Here is a 26,453-nt window from a genome sequence, read left to right on the forward strand (position 1 = left end):
GACCTGGCTGCCCCGAGTTGTCGCCGCCGCGTTCTGGGCAGCCCGGCCGGGACCCGATTCGCGCGCCCACGAACGGGGCAGGTCGACGGCACACACTCCGGCGGCGGGCGGCGGGCGGCGGGCGGCGGGCGGCGGGCGGCGGGCGGCAGCGGCAGCGGCAGCGGCCGACGTCGTCGCTGGCTATCTGCGGAGGTGGTAGTGGTTGCGGCGGGGGACCTGTTCGGGGTCGAGCCAGGCCGGTGGGATGAACTCCGGATGCCCGTCGCCGCCAAGCCGGACGACCCAGTCGCCGTGGTGCACGTGTCGGTGGTGGTGGCCGCAGAGCAGCACGGCGTTGGCCAGGCAGGTCGTGCCGCCGTCGGCCCAGTGGCGGATGTGGTGGGCGTCGCACCAGCGCGGTGGTCGGTCGCAGCCGGGGAACGCGCAGCCCCGGTCGCGCAGCACCAGGGCGCGTCGCAGCGGGCCGCTGATGAGGCGGCGTTGTCGGCCGACGTCAAGGACCTGGCCGGCGCCGCCGAGCACAGCCGGCAGGATGCTCGCGTCGCAGGCCAGGCGGCGCACGGCTTCGGGGGTGAGGTGCGGGCCGATGTCGAGAGCGCCGGTGCCCACCTGTCGGGTCAGCCCGTCGTAGCCGGTGGTGACGACGACCTGGGCGAGGTCGCCGCCGTTCTCGGGTAGCTCACCGCTGCGAAGGGCGAGCCGGCACACGTCGGCCAGGGCATCGTGGCGGCGTTGCCCCGGGGTGCGGGCGTCGTCGGGCCCGGTGGGCGTGGTGAGCGGGTCGATGGCGGCGCGCAACGCGGCGGCGGCTTCGGTGTCGAGGATGCCGGACAGGCGTAGCCGGCCGTCGGTCTGCTCGCTGATGGTGACGTGCCGGTCCCGGGCGGCCCGCGACTCCTGCGCCCGCAGCGCCGCCTCGGCGGCGGCCTCGGCGACGTCCGGCGCGACGTGGTCGAGGATGCGGGTGCCGAGCTTGCGCAACAGGGCGGCGTCGAACTGCGTCGCCCAGTCGACGAGGACACCGACGGCCTTGTCGGCGGCCACCGCGCCGGCACTGGCGTGGACGGTCTCGACCGTCTCGGCGATGACCCGGATCTGCTCCACGTCGACCGACCCATCGGCCAACGCGTCCCGCACGCCGTTCGGCGCGGCGTCGAGCGTCGCGGCCAGCTCGACCAGGCGGCGGGCGACACCGACGCCGAGCCGCAGCCGGCCGCGCAACCACACGGCGGTCGAGGACGCGCCCTGTGCCGTCGCGGTGCCGCGACCGTCCAGCTCGCGCACGAGGCTCAACTTGACCGCGGCCAGGCGCTGCTCCAGGCGATGCGTCGCATCCAACGCCGCCACGAGATCGCGCTCGTCGGCAGCCCAGACGGACGTGTCGAAGCAGGCCGCCACCGCGGTCTCGGCCTGCTCCAACGCATCGATCACGATTGCAGACTAGAACACCTGTACGACAGTTTCCGGCCCCGTCGTGCGGTCCGGTCGAAGCGGACCACCGAGCCGAGGGTGACGTAGCCTCCCGCCATGATCGAACGCGTAAGAGTCGCGGTTGTCGGGGTCGGAAACAACACGTCGGCACTGGTGCAGGGGCTTGCTCTGCACCGCCAGAGCGGCAGCCTGGTCGGAATCCGCAGGCCGATGATCGACGGTCTCGGGGTGGGGGATGTCGACGTCGTGGCGGCCTTCGCCACCTCCGAGGAGAAGATTGGTCGGGACCTGACCGAGGCGATCTTCCTGGCGCCCAACAACTTTCCTCGGCTGGACTGCGACCTGCCCAGAGCGGGTGTGCCGGTCACGAAGGGCCTCGTCGACGCGACCGAGGTGCAGCGGGTGGCGGCGTCGCTGGCAGGGGCGGAGGTGCTGCTCTACTCGGCGCCGAGTGGCCGGCCAGAAACCGCCCAGGCGTACGCCGAGGCAGCCCACACAGCGGGTGTCGCCTTCATCAACACGACCTCCGACCCGGTGGCCCGCGATCCCCGCTGGATCGACAGGTTCGAGGCCGCCGGCCTGCCGCTGCTCGGCGACGATCTGGCCAGCCAGTTCGGCACCTCGGTGCTGCACAACGCGCTGCTGCGGCTCCTCAAGGAGCGGGGCCTCACCCTGGTCAGCTCCTACCAGGTCAATCTGGGCGGCACCGAGGACTTCCGCAACCTGGTCGAGAATCCCAACACCAAGAAGCAGTCCAAGCTCAACGCCCTGTCGGGGGCGGACAGCGTTGAGGTCGCCCCGCTCGGATACCTGCCGCATCTCGCGTCGCAGAAGGTGGCTCACCTCAACCTTGAGGCGCAGGGCTGGGGTGAGACATCGGTGAGCCTCGACGTGAAGCTGAAGGTGCACGATCCGAGCGGTGCCGCCGGCGTCAACATCGACCTCATCCGCATCGCCGCCAGCGCGCTACGGAACGGCCGTGGTGGTCACTGCGCCGAGGCGACCTCGTTGCTCAAGTCGCCGCCCGGAACGGCGATCTGAGGCGGGCGCCCTCCGCCGCTGAGCAGGGGTGGTCTCCCTCAGGCCGCGCCGACGGAGCGGTAGATCTCCAGGGTCTGCCGGGCGATGGCGTCCCAGGAGAAGTGCTGCACCGCGCGCCGCCGGCCGGCCAGGCCGAACCGCTCGGTGCGCGTCGGGTCGGCGAGCAGCGTGTTGATCGCGGCCGCCAGGTCGGCCACGAAGCGGTCCGGGTCCAGTGGGGTGCCCGAGCCGTCGGTGGCCTGCTCGATCGGCACCAGCAGGCCCGTCTCGTCGTCGGTCACGACCTCGGGGATGCCGCCGGTCGCGGTCGCCACCACGGCCGTCTCGCAGGCCATCGCCTCCAGGTTGACGATGCCCATCGGTTCGTAGACCGACGGGCAGACGAAGACGGTGGCGTGCGTGAGCACCTGGATCACCTCGGGCTTGGGCAGCATCTCGGCCACCCAGACCACGCCGGAGCGGTTGGCCCGCAGCTCGGCGACCAACTCCTCCACCTCGGCGGCGATCTCGGCGGTGTCCGGCGCGCCGGCGAGCAGCACGAGCTGGGTGTCCGCCGGCAACTCCCGGGCCGCCCGCAGCAGGTACGGCAGCCCCTTCTGCCGGGTGATCCGGCCCACGTAGACCACGCTGGGGCGGGACGGGTCGACGCCGAGCCGGTCGAGCACATCGGTGCCCCGATCCGGGGCGTACTGGATGGTGTCGATGCCGTTGTAGACCACCCGGACCCGGTCGGGGTCGATCTGCGGGTACGCGGTGAGGACGTCGTTGCGCATCCCGCCGCTGACCGCGATCACCGCGTCGGCGGCCTCCATCGCGGTGCGCTCGATCCAGGAGGAGAGCGCGTAACCGCCGCCGAGCTGCTCGGCCTTCCACGGCCGCAGCGGCTCCAGGCTGTGCGCGGTCACCACGTGCGGCACCCCGTGCAGCAGCTTCGCGGTGTGCCCGGCCAGGTTCGCGTACCAGGTGTGGCTGTGCACCACGTCGGTGCCGGCCGCGCCGGCGGCCATCTCCAGGTCCACACCCATGGTGCGCAGCGCGGCGTTCGCGCCGGTCAGGCCGGGCGGTTCGGGGTACGCGGTGACACCCGGCTCGGTGCGCGGCTGGCCGAAGCAGTGCACGCGTACGTCGGTGAGGCGGCGCAACTCCCGGGCCAGGTACTCGACGTGCACGCCCGCGCCGCCGTAGACCTCCGGTGGGTACTCACGGGTGAGCAGATCGACGCGCAGGGATCCGGTGGCCGGGGAGGAGTCGGTCATGTGCGCACCCTAGTGCAGAAGACTCCCCGTACGAGTGGTGAAGTGCGACGCGGGTGGATAGCGTCGGGGCATGGCTGCCAAGGTGCTCGCGATCGTCCTGGCGGGTGGGGAGGGCAAGCGCCTGATGCCACTCACCACGGATCGGGCCAAGCCGGCCGTCCCGTTCGGCGGGATGTACCGCATGGTCGACTTCGTCCTCTCCAACCTGGCCAACGCCGGCTATCTCAAGATCGTCGTGCTGACCCAGTACAAGTCCCACTCCCTCGACCGGCACATCACCAAGACCTGGCGGATGTCCACGCTGCTCGGCAACTACGTCACCCCGGTGCCCGCGCAGCAGCGTCGTGGCCCGTGGTGGTTCGCCGGCTCGGCCGACGCCATCTACCAGAGCTTCAACCTGATCAACGACGAGCAGCCCGACTACGTGATCGTCTTCGGCGCCGACCACATCTACCGGATGGACCCACGGCAGATGGTGGAGGACCACATCGCCTCCGGCGCGGCGGTGACCGTCGCCGGCATCCGCCAGCCGCTGTCGATGGCCGACCAGTTCGGCGTCATCGAGGTCGGCGACGACGGCAAGCGGATCCGGGCGTTCCGTGAGAAGCCCACCGACGCGGTCGGCCTGCCCGACGCGCCGGACGAGATCTACGCCTCGATGGGCAACTACGTCTTCACCACCCGGGCGCTCTGCGAGGCGGTCGAGCGCGACGCGGAAGACAAGTCCAGCAAGCACGACATGGGCGGCAGCATCATCCCGATGCTCGTCGAGCGGGGCGAGGCCAACGTCTACGACTTCCGTGACAACGAGGTGCCGGGCAGCACCGACCGTGATCGCGGCTACTGGCGGGACGTGGGAACGCTCGACTCGTTCTACGACGCGCACATGGATCTGATCAACGTGCACCCGGTCTTCAACATGTACAACTTCGACTGGCCGATCTACACCGAGCAGCCGCCGTGGCCGCCGGCGAAGTTCGTCCACCAGTGGGGTGAGCGGGTCGGCCGGGCGGTCGGCTCGATGGTCTCCCCGGGTGTGGTGATCTCCGGTTCGCTGGTGGAGAACTCGATCGTCTCGCCGAAGGTGCGGGTGCACTCCTGGGCGCACGTCGAGGGCTCGGTGCTGATGGAGGGTGTGGAGATCGGCCGGCACGCGGTGATCCGGCGGGCCATCCTGGACAAGAACGTGTTCGTCCCGGAAGGCGTCGAGATCGGCGTCGACCTGGAGAAGGACCGGCAGCGCTACACCGTCTCCGACAACGGCATCGTGGTGATCGGCAAGGGCCAGAAGGTCGTGCCGTGACCGACCCGCACTCCCCGAGGAGGATCCCGCAGTGACCCACCCCCGTGCCGGCCAGCCCGCCGAGCCCGCCGACCTGGTCGACGTGCCGCGACTGGTGACCGCCTACTACGCCGAGCATCCGGACCCCGCGGACCCGGCCCAGCAGGTCTCCTTCGGCACCTCCGGCCACCGCGGCTCCAGCCTGCGCAACGCGTTCAACTCCGACCACATCCTGGCGGTCACCCAGGCGCTCTGCGACTACCGGCGCGAGCAGGGGCTGGACGGGCCGCTCTTCCTCGCCCGGGACACCCACGCGCTGTCCGCGCCGGCCGCGGTGGACGCCCTGGAGGTGCTCGCCGCCAACGGGGTCACCGTGCTGGTGGACAGCCGCGACGGCTACACGCCGACCCCGGCGCTGTCGCACGCGATCCTCACCCACAACCGGGGGCGGACCACCGGGCTCGCCGACGGCATTGTGATCACCCCGTCGCACAACCCGCCCGACGACGGCGGTTTCAAGTACAACCCCACCAACGGCGGGCCGGCCGACACCGACGTGACCCGATGGATCCAGGACCGGGCCAACACCATCCTCGCCGCCGGGCTCAAGGAGGTCCGCCGGGTCACCTACGCGCGGGCGAGGGCCGCCGACACCACCGGGGAGTACGACTTCCTCGCCCACTACGTCGACGACCTGCCGGCGGCGATCGACATCGACGCCATCCGCGACGCGGGGATCCGGATCGGCGCGGACCCGCTGGGCGGGGCGAGCGTGGCGTACTGGGGTGAGATCGCCGAGCGGCACCGACTGGACCTGACCGTGGTCAACCCGACGGTCGACCCGACCTGGCGGTTCATGACCCTGGACGGCGACGGCAAGATCCGGATGGACTGCTCCTCGCCGAACGCGATGGCGTCGCTGATCGCCGCGCGGGCCGACTACCAGATCTCCACCGGCAACGACGCCGACGCCGACCGGCACGGCATCGTCACCCCGGACGCCGGGCTGATGAACCCCAACCACTACCTGGCGGTGGCGATCCGTCACCTGTTCCGTACCCGCACCGAGTGGGGTCCGGCCGCCGCGGTGGGCAAGACCCTGGTCTCCTCGTCAATGATCGACCGGGTCGCCGCCGACCTGGGTCGGCCGCTGCTGGAGGTGCCGGTCGGCTTCAAGTGGTTCGTGCCCGGCCTGCTGGACGGGGCGGTCGGCTTCGGCGGCGAGGAGAGCGCCGGGGCGTCGTTCCTGCGCCGCGACGGCTCGACCTGGACCACCGACAAGGACGGCCTGCTGCTCTGTCTGCTCGCCGCCGAGATCCAGGCCACCACCGGCCGCAGCCCGAGCGAGCACTGGGCGGAGTTGGCCGAGCGCTTCGGCGCGCCCGCGTACGCCCGGATCGACGCCCCGGCAACCCGGGAGCAGAAGGCCGTGCTCGGCAAGCTCTCCCCGGAGCAGGTCACCGCCACCGAGCTCGCCGGTGAGCCGATCACCGCGACGCTGACCACCGCCCCCGGCAACGGCGCAGCGATCGGCGGCCTCAAGGTCAGCACCGAGTCCGGCTGGTTCGCCGCGAGGCCCTCCGGCACCGAGGACGTCTACAAGATCTACGCCGAGTCCTTCCAGGGCCCCGACCACCTCAAAAAGATCCAGGAAGAAGCCAAGGCCCTGGTAGACCAAGCCCTAACCCCCTAACCCCGGCGCCACCCCGACCACCCACCCACCCACCCCGCCCACCCGCGTTGATCATGAAGTTATTGCCCTCCACCTCGGCGTGTCGCAGCAATAACTTCATGATCAACGGGGGCGGGGGCCGGGGCGGGACGGGTGAGGGTGGGGTTAGCAGGGTGGGGGTAGTTCTTGTTGGGTGCGGCGCAGCTCCTCGGGGAGCAGTTCGCGGAGCTGCTCGGGTAGGAACGGCAGGTCGAGCAGAGTCATCTTCAACTGGTTGCGTTCCTGGTAGCGCAGCGGGTCGAAGCGCACCACCAGGCCGGCGTTGCGGCGGTAGCTGATGTCCACCGCTCCCTCGGTAGCCGGGTCGCGGAACACCAACCCGTCCATCTCCACCACCACCGGGGACGAGTCGGGCTCCAGCTCCAGCCGGATCTTCTCGTCCGGTGAGAGCACCACCGACCGGGAGATGCCGGCCATCGGCGCCGACGGCGTGACCACCATCGAGTCCGCCGCGGGGGAGATCAGCGGGCCGCCGGCGGCGTAGCTGTACGCCGTCGAGCCGATCGGGGTGCTCACCACCACGGCGTCACACCGGTAGTAGCCGTACTGCTGACCGTCGATGGCGAGTGTGGCGTTGACGAACCCGGAGCCAGGCTGGCGCACCAGCGCGATGTCGTTGAACGCCACCACGTCGTCGCCACACACGTCGCAAGCGAGGCAGGCGTGCGACTCGACGGTGAACTCCTTCGACAGCAACCGGCTCAGCGCATCAGGCAGCTCCGGCGGCTCGATCTCGACGAGAAAACCCAGACGACCCAGGTGTACGCCGAGCACCGGCTTCGGGTCGAGGACAGCGGATCGCAGCGCACCCAACATGGTGCCGTCGCCGCCGATGCTGATCAGGGCGTCGGCGCGGGTCGCAACCTCGTCCGCCGGCACCGGGATGATGCAGGACGAGACGCGATGCTGGTCCTCCTCGCGCACCATCAGCGTCTTGTGGTGACGCTTCGCCCACCGTTCGATGATCCCGACCACCTCGGTGACATCCCGGGTGGGGTGCAGCACAAGTCCCAGCCCCGACACCCGTACAGCTCACCACATCGGCGGCGACCGCACCCCGCGTACCGCGAAGGTGCGCCGACGGCCCGCGAACCGTCGGCGCACCTCGCCGCCGTCAGGGGCGGGGCTGCCCGGTCAGGTGGGTCAGCGAGCGGGCGACCAGGTCATCGCGGGCCGCCGGAGGCAGGCCCTCCAACCCGAAGCCCAGATACACCGTGTCCCCGGTGACCACCACCGCGCCCTCCTCGAACGCCTGCTGACTGCGCGACCAGTCGTTGGCGTTGCCAGCGGAGCCGGGCGGTGGGCCGGCCACCGTCCAGCCACCCAGGTCGGCCGACTCGAACGAGGTCTCCGCCACGGTCGACCCGTCGACCAGCACCCGGGCGTCGTCCAGGAAGACGCCGAGACCCTGGGTGCCCCAGTCCGAGGCGTACGTGATCGACACCTCGACCTGCTTTCCGGCGTAACCCGACAGGTCGACCACGAACTCCTTCCAGCCTCCCGACGACCCGGTCGCCGCGTTCCAGCTGCCGGTGCTCCCGATGGGGGAGCAGTCCGCGCCCTGGTAGTGCGCGAGGAAGGGGTGCAACTGCTCCACCCAACCCTCGGCGCAGCTGTCCCCGGTGACCGTGCTGGTCTTGCCGTTGGCGTCCGGCAGGGTCGTCCAGTCGTCGCTGCCCACCTCGTGCGCCTCGACGAACATGAAGTCCCAGTCCTGCTCGATCTCGTAGGAGGTGAAGAAGCGCAACTGCCCGCTGCTCGCCCCGGTGAGGTCCACCGTGCGGGTGAGCCGCTTGTACGACTCGTCGGTCTGCCCGCTGTACAGGTACCAGTCACCCGTTCGCGGATCGAACGGCGCGCTGCCCGGTCGGGTCCAGCCCACCGGCGCGGAACTGGTGAACTGCGGGAACTCGTCCGGCGGCAGGAAACTCGACGTGGTCAGGAACGACGCGGTGTGCGCCTGGTTCTCCGCCGAGCCGGGGGCGTTCAGCTGCCCCGCGAAGCCGGTGAACGCCGCGTCGGTCCCGGCGACCGGGAACGGCGTCCCCTCCGGGCTGGTTCCGCCGTCGCTGACGTAGGTGTGCGCACCCAGCCAGTACTGCTGGAAGTCGTTCAACAGCGGCAGACAGCTGGCGGCCTCGGAGTCGGTGCACTCCGGTGGCGCGTCCGGGTGATAGACGTACGACCCGTTGGCGCCCTGCGCGAACAACGCGTACTGGCCGCTGACCAGCAGTTTGCCGCCCTCGTTCAGGTAGTCCCGAACGGCCAGCTCGGTTTCCAGCGCCGCCCTGGCCGTCGTGCCGGCCACCTGACCGGGGGAGCGCAGGATCACGTCGTCGCCGGTCTCCCAGACCACCGCCTGGTAGTGTGACAGCACGCCGAGCGGGTGCGGCGCCGTGCGCCCCATCGCGTCGAAGTCGTACACGTCGCTGCTGCGCCCGGCGGCGCTCAGCGACGCCGCGACCTCGTCGGCGTACTTCGCGGTGCTGCCGGTCTGCGCCGGGCTGAGGCCGGTGACGTCCTCCATCGCGAGGACCAGCACGTCGCCGCCGACGTCGTTGTGCACCCGATAGGTGAAGTGTTCGCTGGCCACCACCCCGGCCCGCGGTTTGTTTCCGGTGAACCAGACCTCCACCCGGTCACCCGGCTTCGCGCCGCTGACCGTGCCGCGTAGCTCGGCGTAGTAGTCGTCGTGGGTGTCGCCGTACCGCTCGCCGCCGCGCCACTCGCGGACCGCGACCGTCTTCGGCCGCCCACCGTTGACCGTGTAGTGCATCCGCACGTTCCTCAGCGCCCGACGGGTGATCGAGGCGACCTGCTGGGTGCGCCCGTACGAGGTGTCGAAGGCGTCCACCACGAAGTCCGGAGTGCTCCGACCGACCACCGAGACCGGGTCGTCCGGGTCAGCCGCGGACCGGGCCACCGCCAGCGCGAACGGTAGGTTCTTGCCCACCTCGCCGGCGATCAGCGCCTCGTCGTCAGGAAAGATGAAGCCGCTGACGCAGTCCTCCGGGCGCCACTCGTCGTCCGGGTCGACGGCCGAGGCGGCCTCGCAGGTGGACATCTCCGGGGTGAAGCCCAGCGTGCCGTACTTGACGGTGGCGTGACTGTCGGTGTCACCGTTGGTGGTGTACAGCTCCGCGGAGATGTCCGGGTCGTAGCCGGGCACCGCCGGGTGCGCGTCGTCACCGGCCATCGCCTGGTAGATCACGTCGTCCGGGGTGGGCGTGCTCACCTGCCAGCCGACGCCGTAGAGCAGCAGCTCGGCCGCCGAGTGGTAGTTGACGAAGAACTCGAACCCGACCCGCTTGAAGAGCCGGTCCAGGGCCTTGGTCTCCGGCTCGGAGTTGGGGCCCGGGCCCCGGTAGGTCTCGCTGTTCGGCTCCGGCGACGAGCCCTCGTTGTCGTACCCCCACTTGTAGCTGAAGTTGCGGTTCAGGTCGACGCCGTCGCCGGAGGTGATCTGCCCGTCACCGTTGTTGTCCCGCAGGTTCTTGCGCCACAAACGGTTACCGGGGGTGAACGTGAAGTCGTAGCCGTCCGGGTTGGCGACCGGCAGGAACCACAGCTCGGTCGTGTCCAGCAGGCGGGTGATCTCCCGGTCGGTGCCGTAGCTGTCCAGCACGTGGTGCATCAGCCGGCGGGTCATCTCCGGCGTGATCCACTCGCGGGCATGCTGCGCGCCGGCGTAGAGCACCGCCGGTCGCCGGCCGTCCGCGACGGTCCGCGCGTTCTTGGTGACCTTCACGGCGACGATCGGCTGCCCCTGCTGGCTGCGACCGATCGTCTCCACCTTGGTCAGCTGGGGATACCGGGCCGCTGTGGCGTTCAGCTCGTCGCGCAAGCCGCCCGGCTCACCGTAGGGACGGAAACTCGTCCAGCCGGCCGCGGCCTGCTCCCGCAGCGCCTGCGACGCGTCCTTGCCTCGCACCTTCTTCACCGACAGCGGTACGCCCTGGTCGGTCAGCCGCTTCGCCTGCCGTCGGCTGAGGACCGTCTCGACCGCGGTGCGGCCGGACGAGTCCGCCTTCGCGTCGTGGCCGAGGTCGACCCCCGCCGCGCGCAACTGCTCCCGCTGTTTCGCGTCGACCGTGCCGACGTACACCTCCAGGCCGTCGCGGACGCCCGGGTCGGACGGTGGTCGCGCGCTGGCCGGTGGGGTCAGTGCCAGTGCGCCGAGCAGGGTGACCACGCTGGCGATCGCCAGTCGTCTCGGTCTCATCGCGCCTCCTTGGGTGAAGGACCTGTAGGCGCGAGCCTTCGGTGCGGCGTGATCGGTGTCAATAGGTCGATAGGGGCAACGTTGCTGACCGTGTCTGTGCCGGTGCCGCCTGTGATGGCTGGACGCCTCGACTCGTAACTGGCATTTTGTCGCATCGTTGAAAGGGTGGCGATGAACGAGCGGGCTGGTGGACGTCAGCACTGCTCCCGAGGGTGCAGCGGAGCCAGGAGGCGAGTTGACGTGCGTGCGCTGATGGAGCATGGGTTGCTGTTCGCCGAACGCCGCCGGCGTCTCGAACGAAAGATCGCCCTCCACGACAAGTCCTTGTCCCGCGTGGAGATCGAGCGGATCCAGGTCGAGCGCTTCAACAGGATGTGGGCGTACTGCCTGACCCGGGTGCCGTTCTACCGGTCATGGCAGAAGGAGCACGGTCTGCCCAGCGTCATCTCGCGCCCGTCGGACCTTCGCCACTTCCCGATGCTCGACAAGGAACTGCTGATCAGCCGCTCGGCCGAGGTCTTCGCGGGTGGTTCGACGAAGCAGGCATACAGCACCGGCGGGAGCACCGGCCAGCCCACCAAGTTTCCCCGGGGGCGGAGCGAGTCGGCCGACCGGTGGGCGAACAACTATCTCGGGCGAGCTTGGCGGGGAGTCCAGCCGTTCGAGCCGCAGGTCCTGCTCTGGGGGCACTCGCACCTCTTCGGCGACGGGCTGGGTAGCCGGATCGCTCGGTTGCGGCGCGGCGTCGCCGACCGGCTGGTGAACATCACCCGGTTGAACGCCTACGACCTCAGCGATCCTGCGCTTCGAGGGCACTACGAGGCGATCCGGTCCCGGCAACCCGTGATGGTGGTCGGATACACCTCGGCGATCTTCAAAGTCGCCCGCTACATCGAGCGCAACACGCTGGACCTGGGAGACATGAGCCGGTTGCGCGCCGTGATCCTGACCGCGGAGACGGCCAGTGACGCGGACATCGCCCTGATCGAACGGGTCTTCGGGGCAAGGGCGGTCATCGAGTATGGCGCTGCGGAGACCGGCCTGGTGGCGATGTCCCGTGAGCAGGCACGGCCCATCCAGGTCATCTGGGACAGCTTCATCTGTCTCGTTGCCGATGATGGCTCGCTTGCGGTCACGACCCTCGACGACCGTCTGTTCCCACTGGTCAACTACGCCATCGGGGACCAGGTCGAACCAACTGACATCGTCGACGGCAACGCGTTCGAGTTCCGCTCGATCCTGGGTCGACGGCAGGAGATCGTTCAGGTCGGCTCCGCGCGCGGGACCCTCGACCTTTCGCCGATCCTGCCGGTGCACATCCTCAAGACCCTTCCGGGAATCATCGGCGTTCAGTTCCGCCAGGAGCGCCCTGATGCCCTGCACATCTACGTACAGGCAGACCACGAGCTTGATCTCGAAGCGGTGAGCCTGTACTTCGCTCGGGAACTGCGGAAGGACCACCCTGATCTTCGCGCCGAGTCGATAACGTTCCACCAGGTTGCCGACCAGGCTCGTACTCGTGCCGGCAAGCACGCTCTGTTCGTTTCCTGACCCTGATGGCGTTGCGGCCTCACCTGCCGATGAGGTCGACGGTTGGTGCGGGTGAGGCCCCCTGTTCGCGGCAATGGACCTGAGTCAGGGAGATCGACGCCGTCGGTATCGACGCGCCAACGCGGCCAGCACGAGGACCCCAGCGACCAGCATCTCGGCGACGGTGGTGGCGGCGGCGGCACCCGTCGGTCCAAGTGTCGCCGCCTGGATGAGCAGCGCGCAGCCCAGGAGCAAACCGATCGACAGGGCGAGACGGGTGGCGGCGGCGTAGTTCCCGTCCCCGATGCGGTTGAGTGTGTAGGCGCGGTTCATGGTGGTGAACGGTAGGGCAAGCGCCAACAGTTGCAGCCAGAGCGCCGATTCGGGTATCGGCAGCGCGAGCAGGCTCGTCGTGAGCCACGGCGCGGTGACGATGACCCCGGCGGCGATGACTGTCGCACCGATGACGGCGATCACCTCGCTCTCCCGGCTGATCTTCACTCTGGGACCGAGATTGTGTCGCCGCCGGGTCCGGATCGCCATGGGCACCCGGAGTCCGCTGAATGTGACCGCGACCAGTGCCTGGTAGATGGTGGTCAGGGCGCCGAAGCAGCCCACGACCTGGGGACTCGCCACCAACGAGAGAGCGATAGTGCTGACTCGGCCGGTGAACGCCTCGCCAAGGCTGTAGGCGAACAGCGGACGGCTCAACCGGAACGCGCGTCCGGCGGCCCGTAGTGATAGCCCTCTCCACATCGGGAGTGGGGCGGCCGGGCCGCGACAGGCGAGTATCTCCGTGCTGAGCAGGTAGGCGGCGGCGCCAACCAGCAGTGCGGTGGTCAACGGAGTGCCGGCGACCAGCAGCACCATGGACAGAAGACGGGTGCCGGTTATCGCTGCCGAGGCCGCGATGAAGCGCATCTGTCGGGCGAGGTCGCCGAAGCGCAGGTCGGCGAGGCTGTTGAAGATCATCACGCCGCCGGCGCTGATCAGGGCTGCCGCGCTGTATCCCTGATCGACGTAGAGCGCGGCGATCAGCAGGGCGGCGGTGGCCATCGCAGGCACTGCCACCAGGAGGCGCTGACTGTGCGCCGCGCGGCGTTCCTCGTCATTGCCGGACACGTACAGCAGGGACGATCCGCCCATCACCAGGTTGGCCACCCAGGTCAGCGCGGCCGTCATCACGCTGTAGGCCGCGATTTCGGCGGTCTGGCCCTGCCGCGCGCTGTAGGCGAGTATCCCGGCGTTCAGGAGGCCGCTCACCAGGCTGGACACCGACGCCACGACAGTGTTGGACCGCACCCCCGGCCGGCGACTTTCGTCGGAGCGGACAGCCTCGGTGGGCTTGACGAGCGTCTGCTCCGAAGTCGACCGTTCCTTCAACGTGGTCCTTTCGCGGCGGCTGGGCACCGCCCGCCGCCGGACGCGAGTCAGCGTCCCGCCACTGTCATCCTGATCCGGTCGAGGATGTTCGGCCCGGCGCTCTCGGCCCGCCAGGACCGATAGGCCTGCCCCGCCGCCCGGCGTGCCGCGAGCCGTTCCTCCTGGCTGCGCTGGGCGAACTGGTCAATCTGGTGAGCCAGAGTCACCACGGTGGCATCCACCAGGACGGCTCCACCGCCGGCCCGGAGCACCGGGCTCCAGGGGGTCTCGTCCGAACAGATCACCGGACATGACGCGGAGAGGCTCTCCGCGATGACGTGGCCGAAGTTCTCTCCCTGGGTCGGGAAGACGAACATGTCGTACCGCGCGAAGGTGGACCGGACTGCGCGGGGCGCGAGCTCCCCCCGGTAGGAGAGCGTCACGGACGCCGGCAACCGCTGGGCAAGCAGTTGGCATTCGGCCCAATAGGATCTGTCCTCAATCGGACCGTAGACATCGAACACCACCGGCCGCGTCACCAGCGCGAGGGCCTCGATCACCTTCGCCACATTCTTGATCGGGCTGATGCGACCGATGAATACGAGACGCAGAGAATCGCCGACCCCATCGGGTGGTATTGGCTCCGGCGGAAGTGACACCTCGTTGCCTCGCAGCTCGATCCGGGCCCAGGGAAAGAGGTTCCTGATCAGCTGTGCTTCGTGCGGGTTGGTGGCGTGCCAGTGGACCCTGAGCCGTTTGAGGATGGGTCGCCAAACGCGGAGAAAAAACCGCTTCTTCCGGCTCTTGACCCCCAGCGCACTCGCCGCCAGCTCACCCCGGGGGGCGAGGAGTATCTGTTCGACCCGGATGATCCGTGCCTGCGCCGCGAGAATTGGCAGAATCGATGACCTCGCCCAGAGACTGTTGACGTAGAGGAGGTCGAATCTGGTTGATCGGAGCGCTCTCAGCAGGCTGTACCACTGGCGGAGGCGACCCGGATCCAGGTAGTAGATGCGAGCGCGACCCCGGTCGACCCAGTGGCCGGAGTGACCGGGATACGGCTCCGTGGAGCCGAGATCGCGGTCTCTCGTCACCATCGTCACCTCGATCGCTGGCGATACGACGTCGAGCAGTTGGGCGACGGACCGGACGGGGCCGCCGGCGCGGAATCCCGGTTCGAAGAAGTCACACGTCAACAACACGCGATATGGCGGTGCGGGGACTGATTCCGCGGGCGCTGCGATGTCCCTCCGGTCGGGGACCGACATTGGCGAATCGCGAATGACATTCGCGGCTGCGGGAGTGGGGTCGCCGTGCAGCACGTCGAAGGTTTCAGCCACGTCCGGCTAACGATGGGTGGTGTGGATCGGTGACGCTACGGGGGATCGGTCTGAGCGATGTCGCAACGATCAGCACCGAATTCGCGGGACAAGCGGCCGAATTGGATGCCCGAATATATGCTCCGCTGTCATGGAGTCATTGACAGGGGCGCGTCCGATGGCCGGTGGGGATCGAGGCGTCCGTCCACGTCACGCACGCGACAGACCCGACGATGACGCGAGCCTCCCGACCAGCGGTCTCTGGCGCTGCTTCGCCGGGCTGGCCTGGCTCGTGCTGGGCGTGGCGTGCCTGCTCCTGGAAAGAAGCTCCTCCGTCGGGTGGAGCAGGGACGGAAACCTCGCGCTGAGCCTGTTGGCGACCCTCTTCGGCGCGTGGGTCTTCTGGCTCGACGGCGGTCGCCGCATCACCGCCGTAGGGCTCTACAACCTCGCCTTCGCGTTCTTTGTCGGCTTCAGCGGGCTTTACCAGACGGTGAAGGCGTGGACGGTCGATCCCGGCATCCCGCTCTTCACTGCTCTTGCCATCTGCTACTTCGTGCAGGTCGTGACGTGGTCGCTGTTCTGGAGCGGCACCGCGCCGAACCGGCTGCCACCGACCGCCGGGCAGGCGGACGGCAGGACGGCGGGGTGGGCGGTGAAGTGTGGCCTGCTCCTGCTGGTGCTCGGGGTGGGCATGGCGACAGTCGCACCGGACTCACTGCCGGTCGCCAACCCGATCGGCTTCGTCGGCGTCGTGCTCCTCGCGGTGGGGTTGCTGCGAGGCCCGAGGGCACGCCACACGGTCGTCTGGGGACTGGTTCTCCTGATCGCCTTCGCGTTCTACTTCACCTACCTCTTCAACGGCTTCGGACGGATCGTCGTCGGTACGCTGGCGCTCGCGCTGCTGGTGATATCGACCCACCGGGACCAGCGGCCCTATACCAAACTCCTCGTCCTCTGTGGAGCCGCGCCGGCTCTGCTGTTCCTCGCCGGGCTACGCGCCAGCAGCTCACAGGGCTCGGCGGTGATGGTCGACCAGGACGGCTTCGGCTCCGCGATCAGCCCGCTTCACTCGTTCGCCCAGCTGCTGCGCCTGCACGAGGTGGGGCTGCTGCCGCTCGGATGGGGAGAGACCTTCGCCAACGCCGCCGTCAGCCTGGTACCTCGCGCGCTGTGGGAGGGCAAGCCGGTCGGTTTCGGTTCTGACCTCGTCACCTTTCTGAATCCGGAACTGGTCGGCACGGGCCATTCCGCGGCGGCGCTCGCGCACGGGGAGTGGTTGTACAACTTCGGCCTGCTGGGCCTGGGGCTGATGGTGCCGGCGACCGGCCTGGCCGTCCGGTTCATCGACAGGGTCCTGGCCTGGGCCTCGTCCGGTCCGCTGACGACGCCGTACGCCGTGGGCGTCTACGCCGGTGCGATCGTCACCGCGGTCGGTCTGTTCGATCTCCTCTGGGTGGGCAGCTTCACCTACGTGGTGCGCGGCGGTGGGCGACTGCTGGTGCTGGCCGCGGTGATCCTGCTGATTGGTTGGCGGGTCTCCCGGGCGGCGGCGCCGAACCACCTGGTCGGCCATTACCGGACGCACGCGGCCCGCCCTGCGCGGTCGACGGGTGCCCCCACGATGACGGCGGTACGCGGGCGCGACGACTGACCGTCTTGGTTACGCGCCAGGACCATCGGGCTCGGAAACGGATTCGGTGTGCTTTGGCCCCTATGTGGGCGTTTCTCCAGCCGGTTTCCACTCGTTGCGGCAGTTGTGGCCGCACCACGGCCCCAACCAGCGCGGCCTACGCGAGCCACCATGAATGAACGGAGCGTCAGTGAGCTACTTGACCACCGGACGCCGGGTGCTCATCACCGGCGGCACGGGTTCCTTTGGGCAGGCGATGGTGCGCCGCCTCCTCGACCGTGGAGTTGGCGAGGTCCGGGTGCTCAGCCGGGACGAGGCCAAGCAGGACGCCATGCGTCGGCTGCTCGGCGACGAGCGAGCCCGTTACTACGTCGGAGACGTGCGGGACTACGACTCGGTGCTGAAGGCCAGCCGGGGCATCGACTACATCTTCCACGCGGCCGCACTCAAGCAGGTGCCCTCGTGCGAGTTCTTTCCGCTCGAGGCGGTCCGGACGAACGTGCTGGGCAGCAGCAATGTCGTCGAGGCTGCCGAGCGCAACGGCGTCGGCTCGGTCGTGGTGCTCAGCACCGACAAAGCCGTATACCCGGTCAACGCGATGGGCATGAGCAAGGCGATGATGGAGAAGGTCGCCCAGGCGCACGCTCGCCACAACCCGAACAGCGCCACCACGGTCTCCTGCGTCCGGTACGGCAACGTCATGTACTCCCGTGGGTCGGTGATACCGCTCTTCATCGAGCAGATCAAGGCGGGTCGGGCACCTACGGTGACCGACCCGGGAATGACCCGCTTCCTGATGTCGCTGGCCGACTCGGTGGAACTGGTCGAGCACGCCTTCCAGCACGCCCGGCCCGGCGACATCTTCATCCGCAAGGCCGCCGCTTGCACCATCGGCGACCTGGCTGAGGCGCTCTGTCAACTCTTCGACGTGCCCTCCAAGCTCGACGTGATCGGCGTACGGCACGGGGAGAAACAGGCAGAGACGCTGGCCAGCCGGGAGGAACTCGCTCATGCCGAGGATTTCGGGGACTTCCTTCGGGTGCCGCTCGACGCCCGTGACCTCAACTACGCGCTCTACGTCTCCGAAGGCGGCCTCGGCGACGGGCGGAACGAGGATTTCAACTCGTCGAACGCGCCACAGCTCGGCGTACCCGCGATCATCGAACTGCTGAAGGCGCTGCCCGAGGTTCGCGCGGAACTGGCGCTGCGGGATCCGGTGCTGGCGTGCTGAGGCTCGCCGTCACCGGTGCCGGGGGCTTCCTCGGCTGGCACGTCCGGGTACTGCTGCGCGCTCTGGGTTGGCCGGAACCGGTCGTGGTGACCCGGGATGAACTCGCCGATCCCGACGTGGTCGCCGCGAAGGTGGCCGGAGCCGACCGGGTGCTGCACCTGGCCGGCGTGAACCGGGGTGAGCCGGCCGATGTCGCTGCCGGCAACGTCCTGCTCGCCGCGCAGCTCGCGGAGGGTCTCAAGCACTGTGCGAACCCGCCGACGCGGGTTGTCTACGCCAACTCGGTGCAGGCCGGCAACGGCACTGCGTACGGCGACGCCAAGGCCACCGCGGCGCAGGTGCTGGCGGATACCGGCGTCGACCTCGATGACGTGTTGCTGCCGAACCTCTACGGCGAGCACGGACGCCCGTACTACAACTCCGCGGTGGCGACGTTCTGTCGGGTGCTCGCGGAGGGCGGCCGGCCGGAGGTGCACGCCGACCGTGAGCTGAGCCTCGTGCACGTCACCGACGCGGCTGCCCGGCTCATCGGCGTGCCGGCCGGCGGTTCGTGGGATCCGGCCATGCCGCCGCTGCGCATCGGAGTCCAGGGGCTGGCCCACCGGCTCACCGAGATCGCCGCGACGTACCGGACCGGGGACATCCCGCACCTGCTGAAGCGGCATGATGTGCGGCTCTTCAACACGTACCGGTCGCACTGTTTTCCGGCGCACTACCCGCTCGCGCTGCCTCGCCGCGCCGATGCCCGGGGTGAGCTGGTCGAGACGGTCAAGGCGCACGGCGGTGCCGGCCAGACCTTCTGCTCCACCACGCTGCCCGGGATAACCCGCGGCGAGCACTTCCACCTGGCGAAGGTGGAGCGGTTCGTGGTGCTGCGTGGCTCTGCTGAAATCAGCCTGCGGCGGGTGGGCGACACCAAAGTCCTGCGCTTCCCAGTGAGCGGCGAGGAGCCGGTGCTCGTGGACATGCCGACGATGTGGGCGCACAAGTTGGTGAACACCGGGCCGGACGAGCTGGTGACGATGTTCTGGACCAACGAGATCTTCGACCCGGACCGACCGGACACCTGGCCTGAGGCGGTGGTGGCGCCCCGACCGGCGCCGGTGGCGGTCGGGGCGTGAAGATTGGTCTGATCAGCCAGTGGTATCCGCCGGAGGGCGTCTTCATACCGGGTAACCTGGCGCACCAACTGGCCGGCCGTGGTCACGAGGTCAAGGTCCTCACCACATTCCCGAGCTACCCGTACGGCCGAGTCTTCCCAGGCTGGCGACAGCGCTGGCGGCATCGGGAAACTGAGGGGCCGGTGACGGTCCGGCGGGTGCCCGCCTATCCCAGCCACGACACCTCCACCGTCCGGCGCGCCCTGAGCCACCTCTCCTTCGGTGCCACCAGCGCGGTAGCCGGGGCGCGGTGGCTCGCTGACGTCGACGTCACGTACGTCTACCACCCGCCGCCCACGGCCATCGCCGCTGCGGCCCTGCAGCGTGCGGCCCGCCGAACACCGATCGTGCTTCACGTGCAGGATCTGTGGCCCGAGTCGGTGACGCAGTCCGGGATGGCACCGACCGGCCGGGCCGGGCGATGGCTGGAGCGGTCCATCGGGGCGCTGATGCGCGGGACGTACCGGCTGGCCGACGTCATCGTGGTGATTTCGCCGACGATGGCTGAGCGGGTCGTGGCCGCCGGCGCCGACCCGGACCGGGTGCGGGTGGTCTGGAACTGGACTGACGACGCGCTGTTTCGCCCGGTGCCGGTCACCGACGAGGCCCGTGCGGTGCTCGGTCACCGTCGGCGCTGCACGGTGATGTTCGCGGGCAACCTCGGGCTCCTGCAGGGCATCGAGACGGCCATCCGGGCGGCGGCCGCCGCGAGTGACCGGGTGGACCTGGTGCTGGTCGGCTCCGGCGCGGGTGAGGACGGCGCCCGTCGACTGGCCGCCGACCTGGGTGCCGACAACGTGCGGTTCATCGGTCGGCGTCCGCCCGAACAGATGGCGGAGCTGTACGCGGCAGCGCACTGGCAACTCGTGTGCCTGCGCGACGTACCCGCCCTGCGCGCCGCCGTCCCGTCGAAGCTGCAGGCCGCGTTGGCCTGCGGTGTTCCGGTGATCGCTGCCGCGGGCGGCGACACGGGGGCCCTCGTCCGGTCGGCCGGGGTCGGTCTCGTCTGCCCGCCCGAGGACTGGCGGGCGCTCGCCGAACGGTTCGTGGAGGCGTCCGACCAGCCGGCCGCCGCACGGCAGGAGATGGCCGACCGGGCCCGCCAGGTGTACCGCGATCGGATGTCCCTGCGCGTAGGCGTCGATCAGTTCGAAGACATCCTGACCAAGGCGGCAGCGCAGAGAGGACGGGCATGATGACCCGCATCATGACAGTGGTCGGCACCCGGCCGGAGATCATTCGACTGTCCCGGGTGCTGACCAGACTGGACAGCACGGTCGACCACACACTGATTCACACGGGGCAGAACTGGGACCCGACCCTGTCCGACGTGTTCTTCACCGAGCTGCGACTGCGCCAGCCGGACCGGTTCCTGGAGGTCGACACCTCCTCGCTCGGCCGCGTACTCGGTGGCGTCCTGGTCGGCATGGAACAGGCGATCGCCGAGCTGCGGCCTGATGCGCTGCTGGTGTTGGGCGACACGAACAGCTGCATCGCCGCGCTGATGGCGCGACGGATGCGGGTGCCGGTGTACCACATGGAGGCCGGCAACCGATGCTTCGATCTGAACGTGCCGGAGGAGACCAACCGGCGGCTGGTCGACCACGTGGCCGACTTCAACCTCGTCTACACCGAACACGCCCGGCGTAACCTGCTCGCCGAGGGCCTGCACCCGCGCCGGATCCTGCACACCGGCTCGCCGATGCGGGAGGTGCTGGCGCACTATCGGGAACCGATCGCCAGCTCGACCATCCTGCGGCGGCTGGAGCTCGATCGAGGCGGGTACTTCCTGGTCAGCGCCCACCGCGAGGAGAACGTGGACAGTCCCGACCGGCTTCGTCGGCTGCTGGACTGCCTCGTCGCGGTGCGGGACAGGTGGGGCCTTCCGGTGCTGGTCTCCACCCATCCGCGCACCCGTAAACGGCTGGAGGCGCTGGCCCCGGACGCCACCGCTCTGGACGGCATCGCCTTCCATGAGCCGTTCGGCCTGCTCGACTACGTGCACCTGCAGACCAAGGCGTACTGCACTCTGTCGGACAGTGGGACGATCAGCGAGGAGGCCGCCATCCTCGGCTTCCCCGCGGTGACGCTGCGCGAGTCGATCGAACGCCCGGAGGCGCTCGACGCCGGCGGCATCATCATGACCGGCCTCGACCCGCAGGGCGTGGTCGAGGCGGTCGAGGTGACAGTGGCCCAGGTCGCCGCCGAGGGGGTGCCCTGCCCGGTCGACTACCAGGTGTCGGACACCTCCCGGCGGGTGGTCGACTTCATCCTCTCCACCGTCCGCCGGCACCACGACTGGGCGGGCATCCGCCGCTGACAATCGGGGCACCAGGGCTGGCGACCACGAACCTGTGGTCGTCAGCCCTGGTTGCTGTGCGCGGAGTGCCTTGGCCCGGCGGCGCGGAGCGCCTTGGCCCGGGACGGGATGCCCTCCTGGCGAACGGAACGGGGTGACGCCGCGCGGCGTCACCCCGTGCATATCGCCGCCGCAGCGGCGGGGCCGATCAGATCAGTGCGACTGCAGCGGTACCCCCCGTGGGCCCTTCACCACCGGATCGACCGGCTGGACGCAGAGCAGCGCGAGATGCTCGACGATCTTCGCTGCGTCGTCGTACGGGTCGAGCCCGCTCACCTCGATCGGGTCGAGCGCCGGCACGGCCACGTGGGACACCAGGGGATGCAGCGGTCGGGTGTCGACCTCACCGGTCCCGAGCAGGTCCTCGTGCAGCTTCTCGCCGGGGCGCAGACCGGTGTAGACAATGGGCACGGAGCTGGAGGCATGATCGGCCATCTGACGCGCCAGATCGACGATCCGGACCGGGTCGCCCATGTCGAGCACCAGCGCCTCCCCGTCCCGGCCGATCTCGGCGGCCTGAAGCACCAGGTGGACGGCCTCTTGGACCGTCATCAGATAGCGGCTGACCTCCGGGTGGGTGACGGTCAGCGGCACCCCCGTCTCGATCTGCCGTTGGAAGGCTGTCACCACCGAGCCGCGGCTGCTCAGCACGTTGCCGAACCGGACGCTGAGGAACGTCCCCGGAAAGCGGGACGCGGCGTGCGCGGTCAACCGCTCCGTGATTCGCTTCGAGTAGCCGAGGACGCTGATCGGATCGGCCGCCTTGTCGGTCGAGATGTTGACGAACTTCGCCACGTCCTGGCAGGCGTCCAGTACGGAGAGCGTGCCCCACACGTTGGTCTTGATGGCTTCGCCCGGGTGCCGCTGCAGCAGCGTCAGGTGCTTGAGCGCCGCCGCATGAAAGATGATCTCCGGACGGCGCTCCCGGATGATCCGTCGGATGCCCTCGTCGTCGCGTAGGTCGGCGAGGATCAGCTCGGGGCCGTCCAGCATGGCCCGCCCGGCGAGCGACATCTGAAGGCTGTGCAGGGCCGACTCGTCCCGGTCCAGCATCATCAGCTCACCCGGGTTGGCCTTCATCACCTGACGGCAGAGCTCCGAGCCGATCGACCCGCCGGCGCCGGTGACCAGGATCCGTCGTCCGGTCAGGCTGTTGGTGCTCAGCGGTAGGTCACCGACCACCTGCCGGCGGCCGAGCAGGTCGCTGACCTGCACGTCCCGGACGTCGGTGACGGTGATCCGGTGATCGACCAGGTCCCGCACCGGGGGCAGCACCTTGAAGACCGCGCCGGCCTCCAGGGTGGCCTCGCGGATCTGACGGATCAGGGCGGCGTCCGCGTTGGCCACCGAGAAGATGACGGCGGTGGCGCCGGTGAGCCGGACGGAGGCGGCGACGTCGTGCCGGCCGCCGAGCACGCGTACTCCGCCGATGCGCAGGTCACGCTTGTCCGGGTCGTCGTCCAGCGCGCCCACCGGCAGGTACCGACCGCGTGGGTCGCCGAGCATGGCGCGGAGCAGCCCCTGCCCGGCGTCGCCCATTCCGAACAGCAGCACCGGCGTGGACGACCGGACGTCTGGCCTCATCGCGAGGTCTCGCCGGTGCCGGTACGCGAACCGGGCGCCGAGCATGAACAACAGGGCGAGCGCGCCGCCGACCAGGGGGGTGCTCGCCGGAACGGGCCGATCGTTGGCCGGCAACAGCCCGAGCAGCACGATGCCGGCGGTGGTGATGGTGGTGCCGGCGACGCCCTGGACCTCCTGGAGGCTACCCAGTGGATGTCGTCCGGAGTAGAGCCGGCGCAGCGCCGCCACCGCCACGTGCACGACCGCCGCGACCAGTCCGATCGCCGCCGCCCGGGACAGTTGGCCCGGGGGGAGCTGAAACTCGAACCGGGTCCACGCGGCCGCGACGAACCCACCGACCCACGCGGTGGTGTCGGTGGCCAGGAATCGGACGGTGCGCCGACGAGCCCGGGCTCGCCGTGCCTGTCGGTCGGCGTCCTGCGTGTTCTCGGTGTCCTGCGGCATGAGATGGCTCCCTGTTCCGTCGCACGACTGCTTCCGCCCGCGCGGCAGAAGAAGCCCCGGGGCTCTTTGTCCTTGTTACATGCCTAAACGGCATGGCTGGGCGTTTTTCGACAAGACGAGACGAATATCCTGTCTGTCCAAGGGCTCTCAGCGAGCCGGAACGCCCTTGACGGTCACCTGATCGGGTACATCCCGGACCACGCAGGCGCCGGCCCCGACCGTGCTGTCCCGCCCGATGCGCACGCCCTGCAGCACCGCGGCGGTGGTCCCGACCAGTACGCCGTCGGCCAGGTGGCAGTCACCGGACACCGCAGCCAGCGGGTTGACCGAGACGTAGTCGGCAAGTCTGCTGTCGTGGCCGACGGTGGCGTTCTGGTTGAGATGTACGTGCCGTCCGATGGTGACGTTCGTGGTCACCCGGGCTCCCGCAAAAGCGACGAACCCCGGCCCGTACTCGGTGTCCGGCCCGATGGTGGCGTCCGGGTGGACGAGGCTCGCGGGGGAGATGTCGTACCCGTCGATCCGGCCGTCGATGGCGCGGCGGACCCGCGGATCGCCGACTCCGATGAGGTACCGGGTGGTCGGGGGCGAGTCCCGCAGCCAGGCCACATCCCCGAGGTACGGCACGTCGAGTCGCTGCAACCGCTTGAGGTTCTCCTCGGTGGGCCGGTCGTCGACGACGCCCAGCAGTTGCCAGATGGGTCGGACGGCGGCCTCGTTCACCGCTCGGGCGATGGTGAGCACCTCCCGGCCGTGCCCGCCGCAGCCGACCACCACCAGTCCGGTCGTCATGCTGTGGACCCTCCCGACCGGGCGGCTAGAAACTCGTCGATCGCGCTGAACACCCGGGCGATCTGCGGCTCAGTCAGGGCGCTCCCGCTGGGCAGGGTGAGCCCGTTGGCGAAGAGCCGCTCCGACGTACCGGTGAGCAGGCTCTCCGCGCCGGCGTGCATGGGCTGCAGGTGCATCGGTTTCCACACCGGACGGGTTTCGATGTCCCGTTCGGCCAGGTGGGCCGCCAGGTCGTCGGCCCGCCACCCACACCGCTCCCGCTCGACAGTGATGACGGTGAGCCAGCAATTCGACTCGGTGTCCTCGGCCCCGAGCAGCTGGACGCCCGGCACCGGGGCGAAGAGCTTGGCGTACTGGTCACGCAGTTGCCGTCGTCGCGCGATCATTCCGTCCAGCCGAAGCAACTGGGCCCGGCCGAGCGCCGCGAGGAGGTTGCTGAGTCGGTAGTTGTAGCCCGTCTCACGGTGCTCGTAGTGCCGCGCCGGCTCTCGGGCCTGCGTGGAGAGGTAGCGAGCACGATCGAGGAGCGCCGCGTCGTCGGACACCAGCATTCCGCCACCGGACGTGGTCATGATCTTGTTGCCGTTGAACGAGAACACACCGGTGTGTCCGAAGGAGCCGGCGGGCTGTCCCCGGTGGCTGGCCCCGAGGGCCTCCGCGGCGTCCTCCACCAGGGGGACCTCGGCCTCGGCGCAGACCGGGACCAGGGCGCGGTAGTCGGCGCAGCTGCCGAACATGTCCACCGGGATGATCGCCCCGACCCGCTCGCCGCGCGATCGCAGTCGGCGCAGCAGGTCGGCGGCGAGGCCGACGTCGACGTTTCCGCTCCCGGGGTCGCAGTCGACGAAGACCGGACGCGCCCCGGTGTACCGGACCGCGTTCGCGGTGGCCACGAAGGTGAGCGTGGGCACGATCACCACGTCGCCCGGCCCGACTCCGACACCCAGCAGGGCCAGGTGCAGGGCGGCGGTGCCGGAACTGACCGCGACGGCCCCGCCGGTGCCGACGCGCTCGGCGATGTCCCGTTCGAACGCCTGAAGGTCCGGGCCGGCCGGTGCCACCCAGCCCGAACGCAGGGCCGCGACCAGGTACGACTCCTCAAGCGGCCCGACGTCGGGCGGGGACAGGTGGATCGTCTGGCTCATCGGCCGGCTCCCTGAGGGATGGTCATGCCGGTGTCTGATCCCGCTGCGGGGGTGCCGGGCGTCGGTGCGTGCCGAGGAACTCCGGCATGGTCGCGGACCCGGCGGCGTTGATGCCCTCGCGGCGCAGCACGGTGCGCGCGGTCGCGACCAGGATCGACAGGTCAAGTCGGAGGTTGCGGCTGTCGACGTACTGCACGTCGAGGTCCAGCTTCTCCTCCCAGCTCAGGCTGTTGCGGCCGCGCACCTGGGCCAGCCCGGTGACACCGGGCCGTACCTCATGCCGGCGAGCCTGGCTGGTGGTGTAGCGATCGAGGTATTCCGGCAGCAACGGGCGGGGGCCCACCAGGCTCATGTCGCCGCGTAGCACGTTCCAGAGCGTGGGCAGCTCGTCCAGGCTGGTGGCGCGCAGCCAGCGTCCCAGTGGAGTGAGTCGGTCGCCGTCGCCGACCAGGCCGTATTTGGGCGGCCGCATCGTGCGGAACTTGACCACCTCGAAGGGCTGGTCGTGCAGTCCGATGCGGCACTGACGGAACAGCACTGGCCGGCCGAGACCCACCGCGACCAGCACCGTCACCACGATCAACGCCGGTGACGCCAGGACGAGAAGAACCGCCGCCACGACGACGTCGATGATTCGCTTGCCCCTCCCCGGGCTGGTTCGGGGCAGCGACAGGTCGGCGTCGACGAGACCACCAGGCACCGGCACGTTGTGACCTCCCAGAAGACATCCACAAAAGGTATGATTCCGTCATACCAGGACAGACCGTATGGCGATGCTGAATACCGACGGTCGGTCCGCATTCCCCCGATCAACCCCGAAACCTCGTAGTCGGACACGGCTAGATCCGTGACCTTGTGCAGCTCTTGCGGCCATTGGACCGAGCGGTAGAGTCGCGACGGCCGGTCGGGCGAGGAGAGAACTGGCCGGTC

The 26,453-nt window shown here is 69.5% G+C and carries 19 protein-coding genes; 9 read left to right on the forward strand and 10 right to left on the reverse strand.

Annotated elements, in window-relative coordinates; all coding sequences use genetic code 11:
• Positions 1–180: 180 nt before the first annotated feature.
• Complete coding sequence (locus tag AC5L30_RS08010; RefSeq protein WP_494866271.1) at positions 181–1,431, reverse strand: HNH endonuclease signature motif containing protein; 1,251 nt, start codon at positions 1,429–1,431, stop codon at positions 181–183.
• 96 nt (positions 1,432–1,527) lie between these two features.
• Between AC5L30_RS08010 and AC5L30_RS08015 the strand changes: the two genes are divergently transcribed.
• Positions 1,528–2,472, forward strand: coding sequence for an inositol-3-phosphate synthase (locus AC5L30_RS08015; RefSeq protein WP_494866272.1), 945 nt, complete (start codon positions 1,528–1,530; stop codon positions 2,470–2,472).
• Between the two features lie 38 nt (positions 2,473–2,510).
• Here the strand turns inward: AC5L30_RS08015 and glgA are convergent, their stop codons facing one another.
• A complete protein-coding gene (glgA, locus tag AC5L30_RS08020; RefSeq protein ID WP_494866273.1) occupies positions 2,511–3,728 on the reverse strand; it encodes a glycogen synthase in 1,218 nt (405 codons plus the stop codon).
• A 70-nt stretch (positions 3,729–3,798) separates the two neighbouring features.
• Here glgA and glgC point away from each other — a divergent pair, with 70 nt between their 5' ends.
• Positions 3,799–5,031, forward strand: a complete 1,233-nt coding sequence (gene glgC, locus AC5L30_RS08025) for a glucose-1-phosphate adenylyltransferase (protein WP_494866274.1) — start codon at positions 3,799–3,801, stop codon at positions 5,029–5,031.
• 31 nt (positions 5,032–5,062) lie between these two features.
• Positions 5,063–6,703, forward strand: a complete 1,641-nt coding sequence (pgm, locus tag AC5L30_RS08030; RefSeq protein WP_494866275.1) for a phosphoglucomutase (alpha-D-glucose-1,6-bisphosphate-dependent) — start codon at positions 5,063–5,065, stop codon at positions 6,701–6,703.
• 144 nt (positions 6,704–6,847) lie between these two features.
• Here the strand turns inward: pgm and AC5L30_RS08035 are convergent, their stop codons facing one another.
• Both AC5L30_RS08035 and AC5L30_RS08040 read right to left on the reverse strand, forming a co-directional pair.
• Positions 6,848–7,756 (reverse strand): NAD(+)/NADH kinase, encoded by a 909-nt coding sequence (locus AC5L30_RS08035; protein WP_494866553.1) that lies wholly within the window; start codon positions 7,754–7,756, stop codon positions 6,848–6,850.
• A gap of 100 nt (positions 7,757–7,856) precedes the next feature.
• A complete protein-coding gene (locus AC5L30_RS08040) occupies positions 7,857–10,964 on the reverse strand; it encodes a M14 family metallopeptidase (protein ID WP_494866276.1) in 3,108 nt (1,035 codons plus the stop codon).
• 240 nt (positions 10,965–11,204) lie between these two features.
• Between AC5L30_RS08040 and AC5L30_RS08045 the strand changes: the two genes are divergently transcribed.
• Positions 11,205–12,515 (forward strand): phenylacetate--CoA ligase family protein, encoded by a 1,311-nt coding sequence (locus AC5L30_RS08045; protein ID WP_494866277.1) that lies wholly within the window; start codon positions 11,205–11,207, stop codon positions 12,513–12,515.
• A gap of 84 nt (positions 12,516–12,599) precedes the next feature.
• Here the strand turns inward: AC5L30_RS08045 and AC5L30_RS08050 are convergent, their stop codons facing one another.
• Positions 12,600–13,769, reverse strand: a complete 1,170-nt coding sequence (locus AC5L30_RS08050) for a hypothetical protein (RefSeq protein ID WP_494866278.1) — start codon at positions 13,767–13,769, stop codon at positions 12,600–12,602.
• Positions 13,770–13,924: 155 nt separating this feature from the next.
• Positions 13,925–15,196: a glycosyltransferase family 4 protein gene (locus AC5L30_RS08055; protein WP_494866279.1), complete on the reverse strand. Its 1,272-nt coding sequence runs from the start codon at positions 15,194–15,196 to the stop codon at positions 13,925–13,927.
• Positions 15,197–15,326: 130 nt separating this feature from the next.
• Between AC5L30_RS08055 and AC5L30_RS08060 the strand changes: the two genes are divergently transcribed.
• From AC5L30_RS08060 to wecB, 5 genes are all read left to right on the forward strand, one after another.
• A complete protein-coding gene (locus tag AC5L30_RS08060) occupies positions 15,327–16,829 on the forward strand; it encodes a hypothetical protein (protein ID WP_494866280.1) in 1,503 nt (500 codons plus the stop codon).
• 169 nt (positions 16,830–16,998) lie between these two features.
• Positions 16,999–18,039 carry an SDR family NAD(P)-dependent oxidoreductase gene (locus tag AC5L30_RS08065; RefSeq protein WP_494866281.1) on the forward strand — a complete coding sequence of 347 codons (1,041 nt, stop codon included), beginning with the start codon at positions 16,999–17,001 and terminating at the stop codon, positions 18,037–18,039.
• Positions 18,033–19,160 (forward strand): polysaccharide biosynthesis C-terminal domain-containing protein, encoded by a 1,128-nt coding sequence (locus AC5L30_RS08070; RefSeq protein ID WP_494866282.1) that lies wholly within the window; start codon positions 18,033–18,035, stop codon positions 19,158–19,160. Before AC5L30_RS08065 ends, AC5L30_RS08070 begins: the two co-directional genes overlap by 7 nt.
• Positions 19,157–20,395, forward strand: a complete 1,239-nt coding sequence (locus tag AC5L30_RS08075; protein WP_494866283.1) for a glycosyltransferase family 4 protein — start codon at positions 19,157–19,159, stop codon at positions 20,393–20,395. Before AC5L30_RS08070 ends, AC5L30_RS08075 begins: the two co-directional genes overlap by 4 nt.
• Positions 20,392–21,519 carry a non-hydrolyzing UDP-N-acetylglucosamine 2-epimerase gene (wecB, locus tag AC5L30_RS08080; protein ID WP_494866284.1) on the forward strand — a complete coding sequence of 376 codons (1,128 nt, stop codon included), beginning with the start codon at positions 20,392–20,394 and terminating at the stop codon, positions 21,517–21,519. Before AC5L30_RS08075 ends, wecB begins: the two co-directional genes overlap by 4 nt.
• A gap of 192 nt (positions 21,520–21,711) precedes the next feature.
• Here the strand turns inward: wecB and AC5L30_RS08085 are convergent, their stop codons facing one another.
• The 4 genes from AC5L30_RS08085 to AC5L30_RS08100 all read right to left on the reverse strand — a co-directional run bounded on the left by AC5L30_RS08085 (position 21,712) and on the right by AC5L30_RS08100 (position 26,229).
• Positions 21,712–23,586, reverse strand: a complete 1,875-nt coding sequence (locus AC5L30_RS08085; protein WP_494866285.1) for a polysaccharide biosynthesis protein — start codon at positions 23,584–23,586, stop codon at positions 21,712–21,714.
• Positions 23,587–23,733: 147 nt separating this feature from the next.
• A complete protein-coding gene (locus AC5L30_RS08090) occupies positions 23,734–24,378 on the reverse strand; it encodes an acetyltransferase (protein ID WP_494866286.1) in 645 nt (214 codons plus the stop codon).
• Positions 24,375–25,523, reverse strand: coding sequence for a DegT/DnrJ/EryC1/StrS family aminotransferase (locus AC5L30_RS08095; protein WP_494866287.1), 1,149 nt, complete (start codon positions 25,521–25,523; stop codon positions 24,375–24,377). The genes AC5L30_RS08090 and AC5L30_RS08095 overlap by 4 nt, the downstream gene beginning before the upstream one ends.
• Positions 25,524–25,545: 22 nt before the next feature.
• A complete protein-coding gene (locus tag AC5L30_RS08100; RefSeq protein ID WP_494866288.1) occupies positions 25,546–26,229 on the reverse strand; it encodes a sugar transferase in 684 nt (227 codons plus the stop codon).
• Positions 26,230–26,453 lie beyond the last annotated feature (224 nt).

The organism is Micromonospora sp. BQ32 (assembly GCF_059358895.1).